Raw genomic sequence first — 16,050 nt, 5'->3', positions numbered from 1 at the left:
GGTCCGGCGGGGGAGTCCCGCCGGACCGGCGTCCGGTGCGAGTGACGTCAGCAGGCGGAGACCCACAGGTGTGACCCGACCCGGTCGTTGACGAGCTCGCCCTGGCCGTGACCGGGGCTGAAGAACCTCAGGCCGGACGCGCCGAGGTCGGGAAGGGAGTGCCCCTGGTGGAGGCAGACCCACGAGCCGTTCCAGTCGGTGTCACGGTAGAGCTTCACGTCCTCGGCGACGCCGGGGTATCCGTTGTTCCAGACGTCCGAGACCTTGTCGCGGCAGCCGGCCCAGTTGGCGTTCGCCTGGTTCCAACGGCAGTGGAAGCCGCCCGCGTGGGGGTGCTCCCAGGCGTAGAGGAAGCCGTCCGGTCCGGGAACCGCCGCAGGGGCGGCGGCCGGTGCGGTGACGGCGCCGGGTCCGACGGCCTCGGGCACGACGCTGCGGGCGTCGGCGACCGGGGCGGTCAGCAGGGTGAGGGCTCCGACGGTGAGTGCCGTCGCGAGGGCGCGGGAGATGCGCATGGTGAGTCTCCTTCTCGGATGCGGTGACGCGCTGGATCGGTGGGTGGATGGGGCGGTGCCGGGCCGCTGTTCGTGCCGCGGCCGGCGGGCCGCCGCGTGCACGCGGCGCGCGGCGGAGCAGAAGGGGCAGGCGGGGGTCAGGCCTGCGGGACGTCGCTGAGGATCCGGCGGGCACGGGGCAGTGCGGCCGCCCTCAGCCGGTCCCGCGTCGTGACGTCCGCGCGGTACTCCTCGGCGAGGAGCCGGTCGTGGTGGGCGTCGAGACGCCGGGCCGTGCGGGACAGCGCCGACTCCCCGGCGCAACGGACCTCCGCCAGGGCGAGGCCGATCGCGCGCTCCTCGGGAAGCGGGCGTACGGGGGAGAGCGCGGCGGCCCGGGCGGCGGCCGGCGTGGCGAAGGCGTACCCGATGCGCCCCATGCACCGCCGCCACACGCCGAGGCTCTTCTGGTACCCGGGGTCGGCCACGACCCGGCTCCGGAGGATCTGTCGCAGGGTGCCCACGCGGGTCGACGATCTGAACCAGGCACCGAGGTCCCCGTAGAGCCGCCGCTGGGCCTCGGCGACACAGCCGCGATCGCTCCGGCGCATGGTTCCGCCACCCGGGAGGCTCACCGTGAGCCCGTCCGGGGAGGGGCCGTTGGCGGTGACCAGCGCCGTGGCCTTGCGGTCCGCCGGCAGGGCGGCGAAGTAGGCGCGGTTCGGATCGCTCTTCGCCGTGGTCTCCCGCTGCCGGCGCAACTCGGCACCGTAGCCGTGCCGCAGGGCCCAGGCCGCGTCGTCGACGACGTACGGGAAGAGTGTGGACTCCGGCTCGTCGCCGATCGGGAACACGCGGTACGTGAATCCGTGCCGGCCCATGCAGTCGCGCAGCAGCCGTTGCTCGGCGTCGTGCAGCGCACGGTCGTCCGCGGTGGTCATCGTGGAGCTGATGGGGCGCAGTGGGGGCGGTCGTTCGCCCGCCGCCGGCCCGTCGGGGGCCGGCGGCACGGTGACGGAGAACGCGATCGCGGCGCAGGTGACCGCCACGGCGGCGGCGAGCAGGGGGCGGTGGGCATGGCTGTACCGGGACACGGGGTCTCCTGCGGTGGATGGGCGTGCGGTCCGGTGACGGTCCGCCGGTGCCGATGTGGGTGCCGATACGGGTGCTCGTGCTGGTGCTGATACGAGTGCTGGTGCTGGTGCTGGTGCTGGTGCTGGTGCGGCGCGGTGCGTTCGTGGTGCCGCGTTCCGCGGATTCGCCGTGGCGGCGCAGGGCGCACCGAAGGCAGCAAGGGGTCGGGACGTCCGGTCGAGGCGCTGCCGTCGAGCGGTGCGGCGGGCCGGACAACCGAAGTCTGTGCCGTGCGGCGAGCGGGCCGCAAGCGTGTCCCGGGTCGTTGGGCGAAGTCGGGATGTCGTGGGATCCCCACCTCTCTGACCTGCGGGGACGTCCCTGTCCCGGGACACGGGCGAGCCCGGGACAGGGGCGGCGGGCGGACGGTACGGCCATTCGGGTAAGACGTGGGCCGCGGCGTCCCCGGTCGTCCGGCCGGCTGGGCAGGCGAACGGCCAGGTCGTCCGGGCGACCGCGGCGCGCCGCCTCCTCGGCGTCGTCGCGCCGGCCGCGCAACGCGAGGACCGCCGCGTCGTTCTCGTGGTGTGCTCCGCGCGTCCAGGGCGTGCGGAGGAGAGCGCTGCCGACGGCGTCGCCCGCGAGCGCGCGGCGACGGGAGCGAAAGGGGTCGATCCGTGCACCACCGGACCAAGCCGGGAAGCGGACTGTTCCGCCGGGAGGGCGCGGGGCGCCGTCCGGCCCTCGGGACGAACGGCCGGGGGCCCGTTCCTCCCCGCAGAGGCCTGGCCGTGGCCATGGCGGCCCTGGGGGCGGCCGTCTGTCTCGCCTCGTTCCCCGTCGGAGCCACGCCACCCGATCCGATCCGGGCCCCGGCGGTCGTACCGGACTCGGTCCGGGGCCGGGTGGTGGTACCGGACTCGGTCCGGGGCCGGGTGGTCGTGCCGGAGCAGGCCCGGGGTCGGAGGGCGGCGACTGCCGGGTTCGTCCCGGTCGGTGCCGCCGCCCCCTCCCCGACCTCACCCGTCCTCGACCGGGAGTTCGCCGACCCGGACGTCGTGGAGGTCGGCGGGGTGTTCCACGCCTACGCCACCAACGTCGCCGGCCGGAACGTCCAGCACGCCACCTCCACCGACCTGATCCATTGGACGGTCGACGAGAAGGACGTCCTGCCGGTGCCGGGCGAGTGGGTCAGGCCCGACCCTCCGCACGACGTGTGGGCCCCGGAGGTCTTCGACAACGGCGACGGATTCACCCTCCAGTACACGGCACGCGACCGCGTCGGCGGGCGGCAGTGCATCGGCGCCGCCCTGGCGTCCTCGCCCGACGGCCCCTTCCGGCCGGCGGGCGACGGCGCCCTGGTCTGTCCGACGGAGGCGGGCGGCGCGATCGACGCGTCGAGCTACACCGAGAACGGCACCCGCCACCTGCTGTGGAAGAGCGACGGGAACTGCTGCCGACTGGACACCTGGCTCCACATCCAGCCCGTCTCGTGGGACGGCACCCGCGTCACGGGGGAACCGGTCCGGCTCCTCCGGCAGGACCGCGCGTGGGAGGGCGGTCTCGTCGAGGCGCCCACGCTCGTGAAGCGGGACGGCCGCTATGTCCTCCTGTACTCGGCCGGCGACTACCGGACCTCCGCGTACGCGACGGGCTGGGCGATCGCCGACACCCTCACCGGCCCCTACGTGAAGGGCGACGAGCCCCTCCTGACGACGACGTCCTTCTCGGGGGTGATCGGCGGACCGGGCGGCCATGACGTGGTGACCGGCCCCGGCGGCCGGGACCGGATCCTCTTCCACGGCCGGGGCGCCGACCCGTCACGGCGTGCGCTGTTCGTGGCGGACCTCGGCTTCGCGGACGGCCGCCCCGTCGTCCGGGGCAGCAGGACGCTGTACGAGGCGGAGCTCGCCCACGTGCACCGGGCGACGGTCCGAGAGGCGAAGGACGCGTGGGGCGACCGGGCGGTCGGGCACATCGACGAACCCGACAGCTTCGTGGAGTTCCGGGTCTACGCGGCCTCCGCTGGACCGCACACCCTGACCGTCCGCTACGGCAACGGCTCGCTGGACGCGGCGGGCGCGCCGGCCGGCGCGACGCACGGCCTGACGGTCAACGGCACCGCCGCGGGCGTCGTCGACTACCCGTACACGGGCTGGGACGCGTGGCAACCGCGCGAGGTCACGGTGGAGTTGCGCGAGGGGTGGAACACGCTCCGCCTTGCGAAGGGGGAGCGCTACACGGAGCTGGACGCCGTGCAGGTGGCGTAGAGCCGCCACCGCACGGTCGTTCCGGACTCACCCACTCGCCCGGACTCCCCCCACTCGCCGTGGACCACTCCTCTCGCCCGGACCCCCCACTCGCCCGGGCCCACCCCACCCGCTCAGGCCCACCCCACCCGCTCACGCCCATTTCTGTCGGACGGTCCGGTCGCAGGACAGCACCCGCAGCCCTTCCGGGCTGTCGTCCAGGCAGCGTCGCGTCGCGGTGCTGCGGACCTCGTACGACGAGTCGCCTCCGGCGCTGACCGTCCACCGCTGCGAGGCGCCCGTGCCGCAGGGTCCCGTGCGCAGGCCGTCGGCGCCGTGATCCAGGCACTCGCCGGTCGCATGGTTCCGGAGCTGCGTGCCGCCGTCCGCCGTGGTGCGGACGGTCCAGCGCTGGTACGACATGCCGTTGCACGGGAAGGAACGCGTGCCCTTGTCGAGACTGTCGTCCAGACAGGCTCCCGTGGCGCGGCTCACGAAGATCCTGTCGTGCTCCCGCGCGTCCGACGTGCCGTGCGCCGCCCGGGGCGGAGCGTCGTCACCGGCTGCCGGGGCGGAAGGCCGTACGAGTACGACGCTCCCGGCACCGAGCACCAGCCCGAGTACGGTCCCGGCCAGGGCCCATGCGGTACGCCCGTTCCGGAGGGGAGCGCGACGCCCCGGGGCGCACTCGGAGGGGGAGTCTCCCGCCGGATCGCCGTCGGTCACCGGCGGCGCCACCGCGTCCCGCCGGCCGGCCCGCTCGGTCTGCACCGGTCTGCGCTGGCTCCGGTCGGCGGCCTCCCACAGGTACCGGAAGTCGGCCGGGTCGCCGTCCAGCGCCCTGCACAGGTCGTGGACGGTGGACCACGGCGGGACGGTGCTGCCGCAGAAGTACCGGGACAGCGAGGAATCGCTGATGCGCACACTCTCTTCGAGGGCGCGGAGCGTGCGGCCGGAACGCCGCTGGAGGTCGCGCAGCGCCCGCCCCAGCACCAGGGCGGGTTCCCTGTCGTCAGCCCGGTCCGCAGCCATGTCGGCGTCCTTCTGGTCGGGCCGCACACGCGGATGCGGCCAACCGGCCGCACAGGCGGGGAACATGCTGTTTCAGCAGTTCAGAACCTCAGAACCGTAGAATGCGGCCGATCTTGATGGCAACCGGATCCACTCTCCCGGAGGAGCGCGGCCGCTGCGGTTGACCCGCCACGCGGTCCGCGCGCCCGCGCGCGACGATGGAGACGTGAACCTGTCCGAGAAGTCGGGTCCGGGGCTGCGTGAGCGGGTCGGCACCAGCCTGTTCAGCCATGTCGCAGGACCCTCGGGAGCGCAGAACCGGGCCCGCATCCACGGTGCCCCGGGTCCGCGCTGGTTCGGCCCGGAGCGGCCCATCCGCACCGTCCACGGTGACGCGTCCATGTTCATCGGCGGTCTGAGCGCCCTCCTCCTCCAGTCCCTGCACCCGCTCGCGATGGCCGCGGTCGCCGGGCACTCCGGGTTCCGGGGCGACCCGTGGGGACGCCTCCAGCGGACCAGTACGTTCCTCGCCTTCACCACCTACGGCACGGCGGACGACGCCCAGCGCGCCGTGGACCACGTCCGTGCGGTGCACGAGCGGATCAGGGGCACCACCCCCGCGGGCGAGCCCTACCACGCCGCCGACCCGCACCTGCTGTGCTGGGTGCACGTGGCGGAGGTGGACAGCTTCCTGCGCGCACACCAGCGCTTCGGCGCCGGCCCGCTGGACGGCGCCGGCTGTGACGCGTACATCGCCGACGCGGCTCGGGTCGCCCACGCCCTCGGCGTCCCCGATCCGCCGCGTGACCGGGCCGCTCTCGCGGCGCGGCTGGCGGGCTACCGCCCCGAACTGCGCGCCACGTCGCAGGCCCGGGACGCGGCCCGCTTCGTCCTCCGCGAACCCCCGCTGCCGTGGGCCGCCCGCGGCCCCTACGCCGTACTCGCCTCCAACGCGGTCCGGCTGCTGCCGCCGTGGGCCCGCGCACTGCTGGACCTCCACACCGCGCCGTACCTTCCGGAAGGCCTCGTACGACTGTCCGGACAGGCCCTGACAGGGACGATCCGGTGGGCGATGGCGGCTCTCCCGCCCCGGGAGGAGCTCGCCGCGCCACGCTGACGGCTCTCGCTCGACGGGCGGGTCGCCCGGTCGGACTGCCGGGGGGTGCCGGACTCCGGCGACGGCTCCACAGTGGCCCCATGAAGCAGATCGCAGTGGGAGTGAACGGGTCCAGCGGGAGCCTTGCGGCGGTCGACTGGGCAGCCGAGGAGGCCGCGTCGCGCGGAGCCGGGCTTCAGCTGGTCAACGCCTCGCTCTGGCCGGAGCACCAGGTCGCCGCCGTACGGGAGTCACGGGACGTCCGCACGGAGCAGGCGAGGGACCTGCTGGTGGAGGCGAGCGAGCGCGCCCGCACACGCCACCCGGAGGTCGTCACCGCCACCGAGGAGACCGAGGACGCCCCCTCCCGGCTTCTGCTGGCCCGTTCCGCCGATGCCGAACTGCTGGTCCTGGGCTCGCACCGGGCGGGCAACGGCTCCGGATACGTCTCCGGCCATGTCGCCCAGGAGGTCCTGGCCGCGGCGGTACGCCCGGTGGTGCTCGTACGAGAAGGCGACAGCCCGGGAGGCGACAAGCGGGTCGTCCTCGGTCTGGACGCCCACCACCCCGCGGACGAGCTCCTCGACTTCGCCTTCGACTTCGCGGCCCGCCGCGAAGTCCCCCTGCACATCGTGTCGGCCTGGCACTCCACCCTGCCCCTCCACCGCGACGGCGCGGCCGGATCCGAAGCGGCCGCCCACCTGCGTACGGCGCTCTCCGCCGCCACGGAACGCCACAGGACGCAGTTCGCGCAGGTCGACGTCACCGAAGAGGTCGTCCACGACAGGCCCGGCAGCAGCCTCCTCGACGCGGCCTCCGGCGCCGGACTGCTGGTGGTGGGCCGCCGGATGCGGCGGGCCGTGCCCGGTACGCACATCGGCTCCGTGACCCAGACGGCCCTTCATCACGTCGCCTGTCCCGTGGCCGTCGTGTCCCACGCCTGAGCCGCCGCCGGGGACAAGGCGCGACCGAAGCCTCCCGGCGCCGCGGCACCTCGAGCCCGGCGCGGCCTGAACCCGGGCCCTCCCGCGCCGGACGCGCCACCCCTGACCGTTCACCGGCAAGGCCCACTCCGCTCCGCACGGCGCACTCGGCGGCCGTGGCGAAAGGAAGATCCGACGTGGCCACACCCTCCAGCTCCGGCGGGCACACCCCCGACGACCACGTCATCGTCATCTCCGGCGCCACCGGCGACCTCGCCCGCCGCAAACTCCTGCCGGGCCTGTACCACCTGGCCCGAGCAGGCCTGCTCCCCGACCGCTACCGGATCATCGGATCGGCCCCCGCCGCGGTCGCCCTCGGCGACGACGAGTTCCGCGCGCACGCGCACGAGGCAGTCGCCGAGTTCGGCCGGACCAAGCCCGAGGGCAGGGAGTGGCGGGACTTCGAGAGTCGGCTGACCTTCGGCGCCGCCGACCCCGAGGATCCCGGCCCGCTCGTCACCGCCGTACGAGACGCCCGACGCGAGATCGGCGGCAGCCCCCGACTCCTCCACCACCTCGCCGTACCCCCGCAGGCATGCGCCTCGGTCGTGCAGATGCTCGGTGCCTGCGGGCTCGCCCAGGACGCCCGCGTGATCGTGGAGAAGCCCTTCGGCACGGACCTCGCCTCCGCCCGTGCCCTCAACCAGGCCATCCACACCGTCTTCGACGAATCCCGCGTCTTCCGCATCGATCACTTCCTGGGCAAGGAGTCCGTCGACAACATCCTCGCGCTGCGCTTCGCCAACGGACTCCTCGAACCGGTCTGGAACCGCGACCACATCAGCCACGTGCAGATCGACGTCCCCGAACACATCGACATCCAGGGCCGCGCCCACTTCTTCGAAGGCACCGGAACCTTCCGGGACATGATCGTCACGCACCTGTTCCAACTGCTCGGGTTCGTCGCCATGGAACCGCCGGCCACCCTGGACGCGAAGTCCCTGCGCGCGGAGAAGGACAAGGTCTTCCAGAGCCTCCGCCCCCTCGACCCGGCCCGGGTGGTCCGCGGACAGTACGACGGCTACCGCGACGAGCCCGGAGTCGACCCGGCCTCCGACACCGAGACCCTCGCGGCCCTGCGCCTGGAGATCGACAACTGGCGCTGGGCCGGCGTCCCCTTCTACCTCCGCTCCGGCAAAGCCCTCGCCGAGAGCCGCCACGTCATCACACTCGGCTTCCGCGAACCGCCCCTGCGCATGTTCCCGCTGGCCGCCCAGGAATCCGCCGACGGCCGCCACAACGAACTGGTCATCGACTTCGACGACCCCGGAACCATCACCGCACGCTTCCTCGCCAAGCAGCCCGGCCCCGACATGCGCCTGGCCCAAGCCGAGATGGTCTTCGACTACGCCGGTTCCTTCGCCCAGGACCACGCGCTGGAGGGCTACGAGCGCCTCATCCTGGACGCGATGCTCGGCGACCAGTCCCTCTTCACCGACGCCGCAGGCATCGAACGTCTCTGGGAGGTGGCCGCTCCGCTGCTGCAGTCCCCACCGCCGGTCGAGCCGTACGCCCCGGGATCCTGGGGACCGGAGAGCCTGCGACAGCTCATCCGGCCCCACCGCTGGTATCTGCCCGAGGGCAGCTGACGCCGCGACACCCCGGCGGTGGGAGCGCACCGTTCGGAGGCCCGGCCACCCGGGCGGGCTTCGCCGGGGTGGGATGCGAGACTGAGCCCATGTTCGTTCAGCTCCTCGCGGCCACGGGTGTGCTCGCCGTTCTGACCCTGGTCCCCGGACCGGACATGGCGGTGGTGACGAAGCGTGCGCTCGCGTCCGGCTGGCGGGACGGGCTGCGCACGGTCGGCGGCATCACGGCGGGGCTGCTCGTCTGGGGCACCCTCACCGTCGTCGGCCTGGCCGCCGTTCTGGCGGCGTCCGCGACGGCGTACACGGTCGTCAAGCTCGTCGGCGCGGCCTATCTGGGCTTCCTCGGAGTCCAGGCCCTGTGGCAGAGCCGGCGCGGTCGCGCCGTGGCGGTGGCGGCCGACGGTCCCTCCCCGGCCGGCAACCCGTGGCGCACCGGGCTGGTCAGCAACGTCCTCAACCCGAAGATCGCCGTCTTCTACACGGGACTGCTGCCCGCCCTCGCGCCGTCCGGGCTCTCGCCGCGCCTCGGGATGGCCCTGCTGGTGCTCATCCACGCGGCCCTCACGCTCGGCTGGCTCGGCGGCTACGTGATGGTGCTGGCCAGGGCCCGGTCCCTCTTCGAGAAGCCCCCGGTGCGACGTGCCCTGGACCGCGTCACCGGTGTCGTCCTCATCGGGTTCGGGATCAAGGTCGCCGCATCTCAGCCCTGAGCCGCCGAGTTCACACCTTGCGGTACTGCTGGGCCTTGCCGCGGTCCCTCACGCTGATCCCGCGGGTCCGCAATTCCTCGCGGGTCTCGTCGGCAGCTCCGGTCCGGTCGTCGCTGAGCGCCCGCCGGCGCTTCCGCAGCAGCGCGTGGGCGTGCTCGTCGAGGTCCGGCGTGTTGTCGACCCAGACGGTGTAGGCGGACTCGTGGGGGTCGACGGTGCCGCGCCAGGGGTAGCCGTGTCGCTCGAACGCGGACCGCAGGCGATCCGTGAGGCCGCTGTCGACCCGGGTGCGGACGTGCTCCCCGCCGTCGGCACCACGCAGCACCAGGTCGTGACCGTCGGTGAACACCTCGGCGAGCCGCCTCCGTTCGACGTGGTGACCGCCGCCGTCGGCGTGGACGACGACGCTGTCGGCGCCCACCTCGACCACGGGGTTCTCCGCGCGCCAGACGCCCGCCACCCACGCCCCGGCCGACGCGCCGACGAGCGTCAGCGCCGGCACGGCCCATACGAGCGGCAGTGCGGCCGCCAGCTTGAGCGGGCCCGGCGCGCCGTCGAAGACGCGGATCATCCAGTCGGCGACCGGGCCCACGGCGAACGCGGCACCGGCTCCGAGCACGGCCCCGATCAGGATGACGACCCACAGCCACGCCTCGGGCAGCCGCACGGTGACCGTGGGTTCCTGCTTGACCATCGCCGCTCTCACTCTCTCGGTCTCCGTCCCCTCACGAGGGGCCGACCCGGTGGCTGTCCCGGCCAGCTTCACAGGCCGGTACCGGGCCGGACATCGGCCGAGAGTCTCCGGGTCGGCCGGACGAGTAAGACTTTGGTCTCGACCTTCAGCCGACCCCGGAGAGTGTCGCCCACCCCTGGCGGTCCCGCTCCCTCACTCCTTGACGAACGCGAGGAGGTCGGGGTTCACGGTGTCGGGATGCGTGGTCAGCATCCCGTGGGGGAGACCCTCGTAGCTCTTCAGCCTGCCGTTGCGCAGCAGCTTCGCCGACAGGGGCGCCGAGTCGTCGTAGGGGACGATCTGGTCGTCGGTGCCGTGGGCGACCAGAACAGGCACGGTGATCTGCTTCAGGTCCTCGGTGAAGTCCGTTTCGGAGAACGCCTTGATGCAGTGGTAGTGGGCGTTGGCCGCGCCGGTCATGCCCTGTCGCCACCAGTTGTCGATCACGCCCTGGGACACCTCGGCGCCGGGGCGGTTGAAGCCGTAGAACGGTCCCGCGGGAACGTCGATGTAGAACTGGGCGCGGTTGGCGACGAGCGAGGCACGGAAGCCGTCGAAGACCTCGATCGGCAAGCCGCCCGGGTTGGAGTCGGACTTGACCATGATGGGTGGGACCGCCCCGACGAGGACGGCCTTCGCCACCCGTCCCTGCTTGGCGCGGGCGACGTACCTGGCGACTTCGCCACCCCCGGTCGAATGGCCGATGTGGACGGCGTCGCGCAGGTCCAGCGCGTCGGTCACCGTCGCCACGTCCGCCGCGTAGGTGTCCATCTCGTGGCCGGTCGCGCTCTGGCCGGAGCGGCCGTGCCCGCGCCTGTCGTGGGCGATGACCCGGTAGCCGTGCTCCAGGAAGAAGAGCATCTGGTTGTCCCAGTCGTCGCCGCTCAGAGGCCAGCCGTGATGGAACACGATCGGCTGTGCGTCGCGGGGCCCCCAGTCCTTGTAGAAGATGCTGGTGCCGTCTTGTGCAGTGACCGTTCCCACGGACTTCCTCCGCCCAGATGTGCCGATGAGATGGCCCCTGTGGGACTGTCCAGGGACCTCGCTGCAAGAACATACCCTTATGCGGCATATCTCTCATTTGGGGCCATGCGAGGGGGGCGGGTTGCGCGCCGGGGCCCGGTGAGCGTCGCTTATCGGTCGTACTGAACGACCGGTCGGTAAACCCGGCGCGTCCTTGAGCAGGCCGGAGGCCGCCAGGGGGTCGGTCGGAGCGGGCGCGAGGCCGTCGTGGAGTCGCCCGGGGCCCGGTCTGACCTGCTGAACGTTCATTCGATCATCGAAATGCGGGTGCACGTGTCCGGATAGCGACCACGAAGATGCGATCGCTCTGCGTGTCAGACAGACTCCGAAGCGCAAGTGAGGCGGTGTTCGAAAGGTAGATGACGCCTCAACCCTTCGAATTGAAAGTGAGTCCCTGTCATGCTTCGTCGTTTCGCCGCGGTCTCCGCGTCCGCCCTCCTCTGTCTCGTCGGCACCGCCGCTGTCGCGGAAGCCCGGACCGAAAGCCTGTACACCCCCTCCGCCGTCGTACTGAGCATCAGCAAGGGCGCCGACGCGAGTGCGGCCACCGTCCTGCGCGCGGTCACGCTCAGCTGCGCGCCGACCGCCCACGGAACGCACCCGGCCCCCGAGGCCGCCTGCGCCGAGCTCAGCGCCGGCTCCCAGGACGGCGCCTTCGAGGGCCTGCTGGCCTTACCGGCCCCGGACCGGATGTGCCCGCAGCACTTCGACCCCGTCACTGTCACCGTGGACGGCGTGTGGGAGGGGGCCCGCACCTCGTGGCAGTACACGTTCGGCAACGCCTGCGTCATGGGCGTCAGCCTGAACGGCGGGGCGGCCTTCGCGTTCTGACGGCTCGGCCGCGGCGCCCGCGGCCGCGCCTGCCGCCGCGGCCGCCGGGGCACTCGCGGCCGCGCGGGCGGTCGCGGTCCTGGCGATGGCGCTGGCGGTGCGCATGCACATGCAACGGGCGGGGTCGATCGCACGGTTCGGCAACCCCTACGGCGTGCCGACCCAGGCAGCGGCGTTCCCCGCCCTGGCCCAACCCAGGACCAGAGACTGGCACGCGCACCGTTCCCCATCCCTGGACCCGGACCGGGGCGGAACACGCAAGAGGTGAGACGGGGGCGCGTGTACGTGACCTACACCAAGATTGGAGAAGGCGGTGGAGACCCGGGACCGCAGACACCACGTGGACGAGCGCGCCGAACCGGACGAACGGGGCTTCGGGACTGCGAAGTTGGACCAGTTCGCCGTCGGACTCGCCGTGAACTACGCGGAGCGCTACCGGGACCTGGGCTACCTCGCCGTCAGGGGCAGGGAGCAGCGGCTCATCGACGACCACGGGGCGGAGCGTGCGGCCCCGCCCCGTACGCCGGCCGGTGGAGGCGGCGTACGGGGCGGGGAGCCGTTCGCGGGACGGGGTCGCGCCGCGGGCTACGGCTTCTGCTCCGCGTGGAGGGCGCTCACCTCCTCGGTGCTGAGCGCCTTGTCGAAGACGCGGACCTGGTCGACCGAGCCCTTCCAGAAGTCGACGTTCCCGCCGCTCCACTTGGCCCGTCCCACGGACAGCGGTCCGGTGCTCACGTCCGCGGGTCCGGCGGTGGCCGTCGCCACGAGGGCACCGTCGACGTACAGCCTGATCTCGTTCTTCGCGGCGTCACGGACACCGACGAGGTGGTACCAGCGGCCCGTGTCCGGGGTGGTGACGTAGCGGGCGCGGTTGCCGCCGGGTGTGCTGAAGGCGAAGGCGCCCTGTCCGTACTGCAGGTAGAAGGGGTTCTCCTGCCGCCGGCCGTCCTGGCTGACCACGGTCGCGTAGTTGCCGGGCAGGGAGTCGAGCGTCGCCCAGGCCGACACCGAGTAGCCGGCGGTCGTGTCGACCACGGGGCCCTCGGTCTCGGCGTACTGGCCCTGTCCGTCGAACTTCAGGGCGCTGCCGCTCACCCCGGGGGCCCAGGTGGTGCCCGCGGAGAGCTTCAGGTCCTCGGCGTTCGGGCCCGCGTCCCGTGCCGTCGTCCCGGTGCCCTCGTCGAGGGACCAGGACCCGCCGCCCTTGAGCTGGTCGCGCTCGCCCGCGGCGGCGCCGGCCGCGATGACCTTCCGGTTGATCTCACGGACGCGCACCGGGTCGACCTTGATCTCCCTGCGGTCGTACGTGTAGAGGCCGTTGAGCTCGTTCTCGAGGTCGGAGATCTGGGTGTAGATGGAGCCGGAGAGCTCGGCCCCGGCGGCCTCCAGGTAGTACTTCTCCGTGTTCTCGACGTACTTGCGGGTCAGCGCCTCCTTGTCGGCGACGCCGCTGTAGATCACGGTCGGCGCGCCGGGCCACATGTGGCCGGGGGCGCGGAGGGTGAAGCCGCCGTGCTCGCCGTCCATGGCAGCCCGCTCGGCGTCGGGGAAGGCGGGGTCGGTGTTGTTGTAGTCGTGGTGGTCGATGATGTCGCCCTTGCCCGAATCCCCCTTGGAATTGCAGCAGTTGACGCCACTGTGGGCGTTGACGACACGGGAGGGGTCAGCGGCCTTGACGGACTCGGCGATGCGTCCGGTCTCCTCGCGGTTCCACTCGCCCCAGCCCTCGTTGAAGACGATCCAGCCGATGACGGAGGGGGAGTTGTGGTGCTGGCGCATCATCTCGCGGCCCTGGTCGACGAAGGCCTGGTGGCCCGTCTCGTCGGTGAGGTCGCCCGAGACGAAGTCCTGCCAGACCAGCAGGCCGAGCCGGTCCGCGTGGTAGAACCAGCGCGGCGATTCCACCTTGATGTGCTTGCGCACGGCGTTGAAGCCGAGCTGCTTGTGCGCTTCGAGGTCGAAGGCGAGGGCCTTGTCGCTGGGCTGGGTGTAGAGGCCGTCGGGCCAGAATCCCTGGTCGAGGGTGGCGAGTGAGTAGACGGGCTTGCCGTTGAGCACCAGCTTCCGGAAGCCGCCGACCTTCTCGATCGCGATCTTCCGCATGCCGAAGTAGCTCTGGACGGTGTCGGTCGACCGTCCCTGGATCAGCTTGACGTCGAGGTCGTAGAGGTACGGGTCGTCCGGGCTCCAGAGCCGCTGGTTCGCGACGGGCAGGCGAAGCGGCGTGTTGGCCGGTCCGCCGACCCGGCCGACGACCTTGCCGCGGGCGTCCCGGGCGACGGCTTCGACGCGTGCTCCGGACGCGGCGTCGTCGGACGCGACGGTCACGGCGAGGCTGCCGGTGTCGATGTCGGGGGTGGTGACGACGTCGTCGATGGACACGGGGGCGACCGGTTCCATCCAGACGGTCTGCCAGATCCCCGACGACTGGGTGTAGAAGATGCCGCCCGGGTTGGTGGACTGCTTGCCGGTGGGCTGGTTCCGGCCGCCGGTGTCGGTGACCGCGACGACGACCTCCTGCGGTCCGGTGCCCTTCAGAGCGTCGGTGACGTCGGCGCTGAAGGCGTTGTAGCCGCCGGTGTGCTCGGCGACCTGCTTGCCGTTGACCCAGACCCGGGCCTGGTAGTCGACGGCGCCGAAGTTGAGCTTCAGACGGTTGTCCTCGCCGCCGGTGCCGACCTTCCAGTCCTTCGGCACGTTCACGAGCCGGCGGTAGAACATGTGGTCCTCGTGCCGTTCGACGCCCGAGAGCTGCGACTCGACCGGGAACGGCACGATGATCTTCTCGTCGAGGTCCTTGCCGAAGGCCGGCTGCTCGCCGGCGTCGGCGCCGGCGAACTGCCAGGGACCGTTGAGGTTCTTCCACTTGCCGCGCACCTGTTGCGGGCGCGGGTACTCGGGCAGCGGGTTCTTCTCGTCCAGGCGGTCGCCCCACTCGGTGGTGAGCCGGTGCGTGGAGCTGTTCTTCGCGGAGCGGAGGATCTGCGGAACCGTCTCCCCGCCGTTCTTCAGGCCGCCCTTCCCGTCGTAGTCGACCCTGACCCGCTGGTTCTTCTGGATCGGCTCGGAGAGGGTGACGAGGACGGAGTCGCGGTCGTCCGGAGCCACCGTGACCGAGCGGATCGGCATGGGCGTGGTGTCGGCCTCGACCGTGAGGTGGTCCTTCACCGCGGCGAGGTCGGAGACCCGGCCGTCGAACCGCGCACGCAGCCGGCGGCCGCTCTCGTCCACGGTCAGCTCGACCGGATAGACCTCGAAGTCGGCGGGCGGGGTGAACGCCGACTCCGGTACGAGCTGCTTGGCCATCGTCGGAGTCGACCAGCGCAGGAACATGTTGGCGCCGCCGACGTCCTGGAACATCTCCAGGCGGAAGTCGTGCTTCTCGCCGGCGGTGAGCCGGATCGAGGCGCTGGTCTGCTCCTTGTCCCAGTCGGGGATCCAGTGGTCGATGACCGGCTTCCCGTCGATGAAGAGGCGGAAGCCGTTGTCGCCGATGCCGTAGAACGTGTAGTCGCCGGTGGCCGGCGCCTCGATCCGGCCCGTCCAGCGGGCCGTGGTGTGCTCGGTCCGGCCGGTGAGGTTCTGGAAGGTGCCCGTGAGGCCGGAGAAGTCGACCTGCGGATCGAGGGACGTGCCGCCGAGCGTGGCGAAGTCCCGCGCGCCCGGGGCGGACATGCTGAAGTACTGGCCCTTCAGGCCGTGCACCTCGATGGCGGGCTTCTCGGCGTGCGCGTTCTCGGCGGGAGCGGCGCTCGCGCCGCGGGGCTGTTCCGCGGCCGAGGCGGTGGGGAGCAGGGTGCTCGCGGGCAGCACCAGGGCCGCCGCTGTGAGGAGGGCCCACATTCTGGTGCGGGGGCGGGTGTGTCGTCGTGTCATCGAATCTTTCCTCGGGGCAGAGGGGAGTCGGAGCCGGACCGGGGGGAGGGCGTGACGGCCGAACCGCCGTGCGGGGTCGCGGGGTGGGCGGGGAGACGTGGTGACGAGGTGACGAGGTGACGAGGCGGTGCGGTGACGTCCCGGCGCCCGGTGTGCGTCCGCACGGTCGACGTACGGCGGTGGTACGGGTCCGCACGGGTCGCACGGGTCGTACGGTCCGCACGGGTCGTACCGCACAGGTCGCGCGGAGGCCGTACGGGAGTCGTGGGGGGGGGGGGGCCCCCCCCCCCCCCCCCCCGCCGGCCCCCCCCCCCCCCCCCCCCCCCCCCCCGCCCGGGCGGGGGCGGCCCCCGCCCCCGAGCGGCCCCGGGGGCCGGCCGC

At 72.6% G+C, this 16,050-nt stretch carries 12 protein-coding genes; 6 read left to right on the top strand and 6 right to left on the bottom strand.

Annotation, left to right across the window (positions count from 1 at the left end; all coding sequences use genetic code 11):
* Positions 1–47 precede the first annotated feature (47 nt).
* Together ACFQ79_RS29885 and ACFQ79_RS29880 are read right to left on the bottom strand one after the other, a co-directional pair.
* Positions 48–515 carry a peptidase inhibitor family I36 protein gene (locus tag ACFQ79_RS29885; protein ID WP_383589297.1) on the bottom strand — a complete coding sequence of 156 codons (468 nt, stop codon included), beginning with the start codon at positions 513–515 and terminating at the stop codon, positions 48–50.
* A 137-nt stretch (positions 516–652) separates the two neighbouring features.
* Positions 653–1,588 (bottom strand): hypothetical protein, encoded by a 936-nt coding sequence (locus ACFQ79_RS29880; protein ID WP_383589295.1) that lies wholly within the window; start codon positions 1,586–1,588, stop codon positions 653–655.
* 657 nt (positions 1,589–2,245) lie between these two features.
* Here ACFQ79_RS29880 and ACFQ79_RS29875 point away from each other — a divergent pair.
* Positions 2,246–3,838, top strand: coding sequence for a family 43 glycosylhydrolase (locus ACFQ79_RS29875; RefSeq protein ID WP_383589293.1), 1,593 nt, complete (start codon positions 2,246–2,248; stop codon positions 3,836–3,838).
* Between the two features lie 132 nt (positions 3,839–3,970).
* On the opposite strand, the gene ACFQ79_RS29870 is transcribed toward ACFQ79_RS29875, so the two are convergent.
* Entirely contained in the window at positions 3,971–4,849 is an 879-nt protein-coding gene (locus tag ACFQ79_RS29870; RefSeq protein WP_383589291.1) for an RICIN domain-containing protein, read from the bottom strand.
* 205 nt (positions 4,850–5,054) lie between these two features.
* Here ACFQ79_RS29870 and ACFQ79_RS29865 point away from each other — a divergent pair, with 205 nt between their 5' ends.
* From ACFQ79_RS29865 to ACFQ79_RS29850, 4 genes are all read left to right on the top strand, one after another.
* Positions 5,055–5,945, top strand: a complete 891-nt coding sequence (locus ACFQ79_RS29865; protein WP_383589289.1) for an oxygenase MpaB family protein — start codon at positions 5,055–5,057, stop codon at positions 5,943–5,945.
* An 80-nt stretch (positions 5,946–6,025) separates the two neighbouring features.
* Entirely contained in the window at positions 6,026–6,868 is an 843-nt protein-coding gene (locus tag ACFQ79_RS29860; RefSeq protein WP_383589287.1) for a universal stress protein, read from the top strand.
* A gap of 176 nt (positions 6,869–7,044) precedes the next feature.
* The gene (gene zwf, locus ACFQ79_RS29855; RefSeq protein ID WP_383589285.1) at positions 7,045–8,496 is read left to right on the top strand and encodes a glucose-6-phosphate dehydrogenase; all 1,452 of its coding nucleotides are present in this window, start codon (positions 7,045–7,047) and stop codon (positions 8,494–8,496) included.
* A gap of 89 nt (positions 8,497–8,585) precedes the next feature.
* Positions 8,586–9,206, top strand: a complete 621-nt coding sequence (locus ACFQ79_RS29850; RefSeq protein ID WP_383589283.1) for a LysE family translocator — start codon at positions 8,586–8,588, stop codon at positions 9,204–9,206.
* A gap of 10 nt (positions 9,207–9,216) precedes the next feature.
* On the opposite strand, the gene ACFQ79_RS29845 is transcribed toward ACFQ79_RS29850, so the two are convergent.
* Complete coding sequence (locus ACFQ79_RS29845) at positions 9,217–9,900, bottom strand: hypothetical protein (RefSeq protein WP_383589282.1); 684 nt, start codon at positions 9,898–9,900, stop codon at positions 9,217–9,219.
* Between the two features lie 192 nt (positions 9,901–10,092).
* Positions 10,093–10,923, bottom strand: a complete 831-nt coding sequence (locus ACFQ79_RS29840) for an alpha/beta fold hydrolase (protein ID WP_383589280.1) — start codon at positions 10,921–10,923, stop codon at positions 10,093–10,095.
* A 438-nt stretch (positions 10,924–11,361) separates the two neighbouring features.
* Here ACFQ79_RS29840 and ACFQ79_RS29835 point away from each other — a divergent pair, with 438 nt between their 5' ends.
* Positions 11,362–11,793, top strand: coding sequence for a subtilase-type protease inhibitor (locus ACFQ79_RS29835; protein ID WP_383589278.1), 432 nt, complete (start codon positions 11,362–11,364; stop codon positions 11,791–11,793).
* Between the two features lie 585 nt (positions 11,794–12,378).
* On the opposite strand, the gene ACFQ79_RS29830 is transcribed toward ACFQ79_RS29835, so the two are convergent.
* Positions 12,379–15,669 (bottom strand): LamG-like jellyroll fold domain-containing protein, encoded by a 3,291-nt coding sequence (locus ACFQ79_RS29830; protein WP_383589276.1) that lies wholly within the window; start codon positions 15,667–15,669, stop codon positions 12,379–12,381.
* Positions 15,670–16,050: the final 381 nt, after the last annotated feature.

It is taken from the genome of Streptomyces sp. NPDC056480 (assembly GCF_042795405.1).
Taxonomy (GTDB): domain Bacteria; phylum Actinomycetota; class Actinomycetes; order Streptomycetales; family Streptomycetaceae; genus Streptomyces.
The sequence above is the reverse complement of the archived record's forward strand: the minus strand, read 5'-3'. Positions and strand labels throughout refer to the sequence as shown.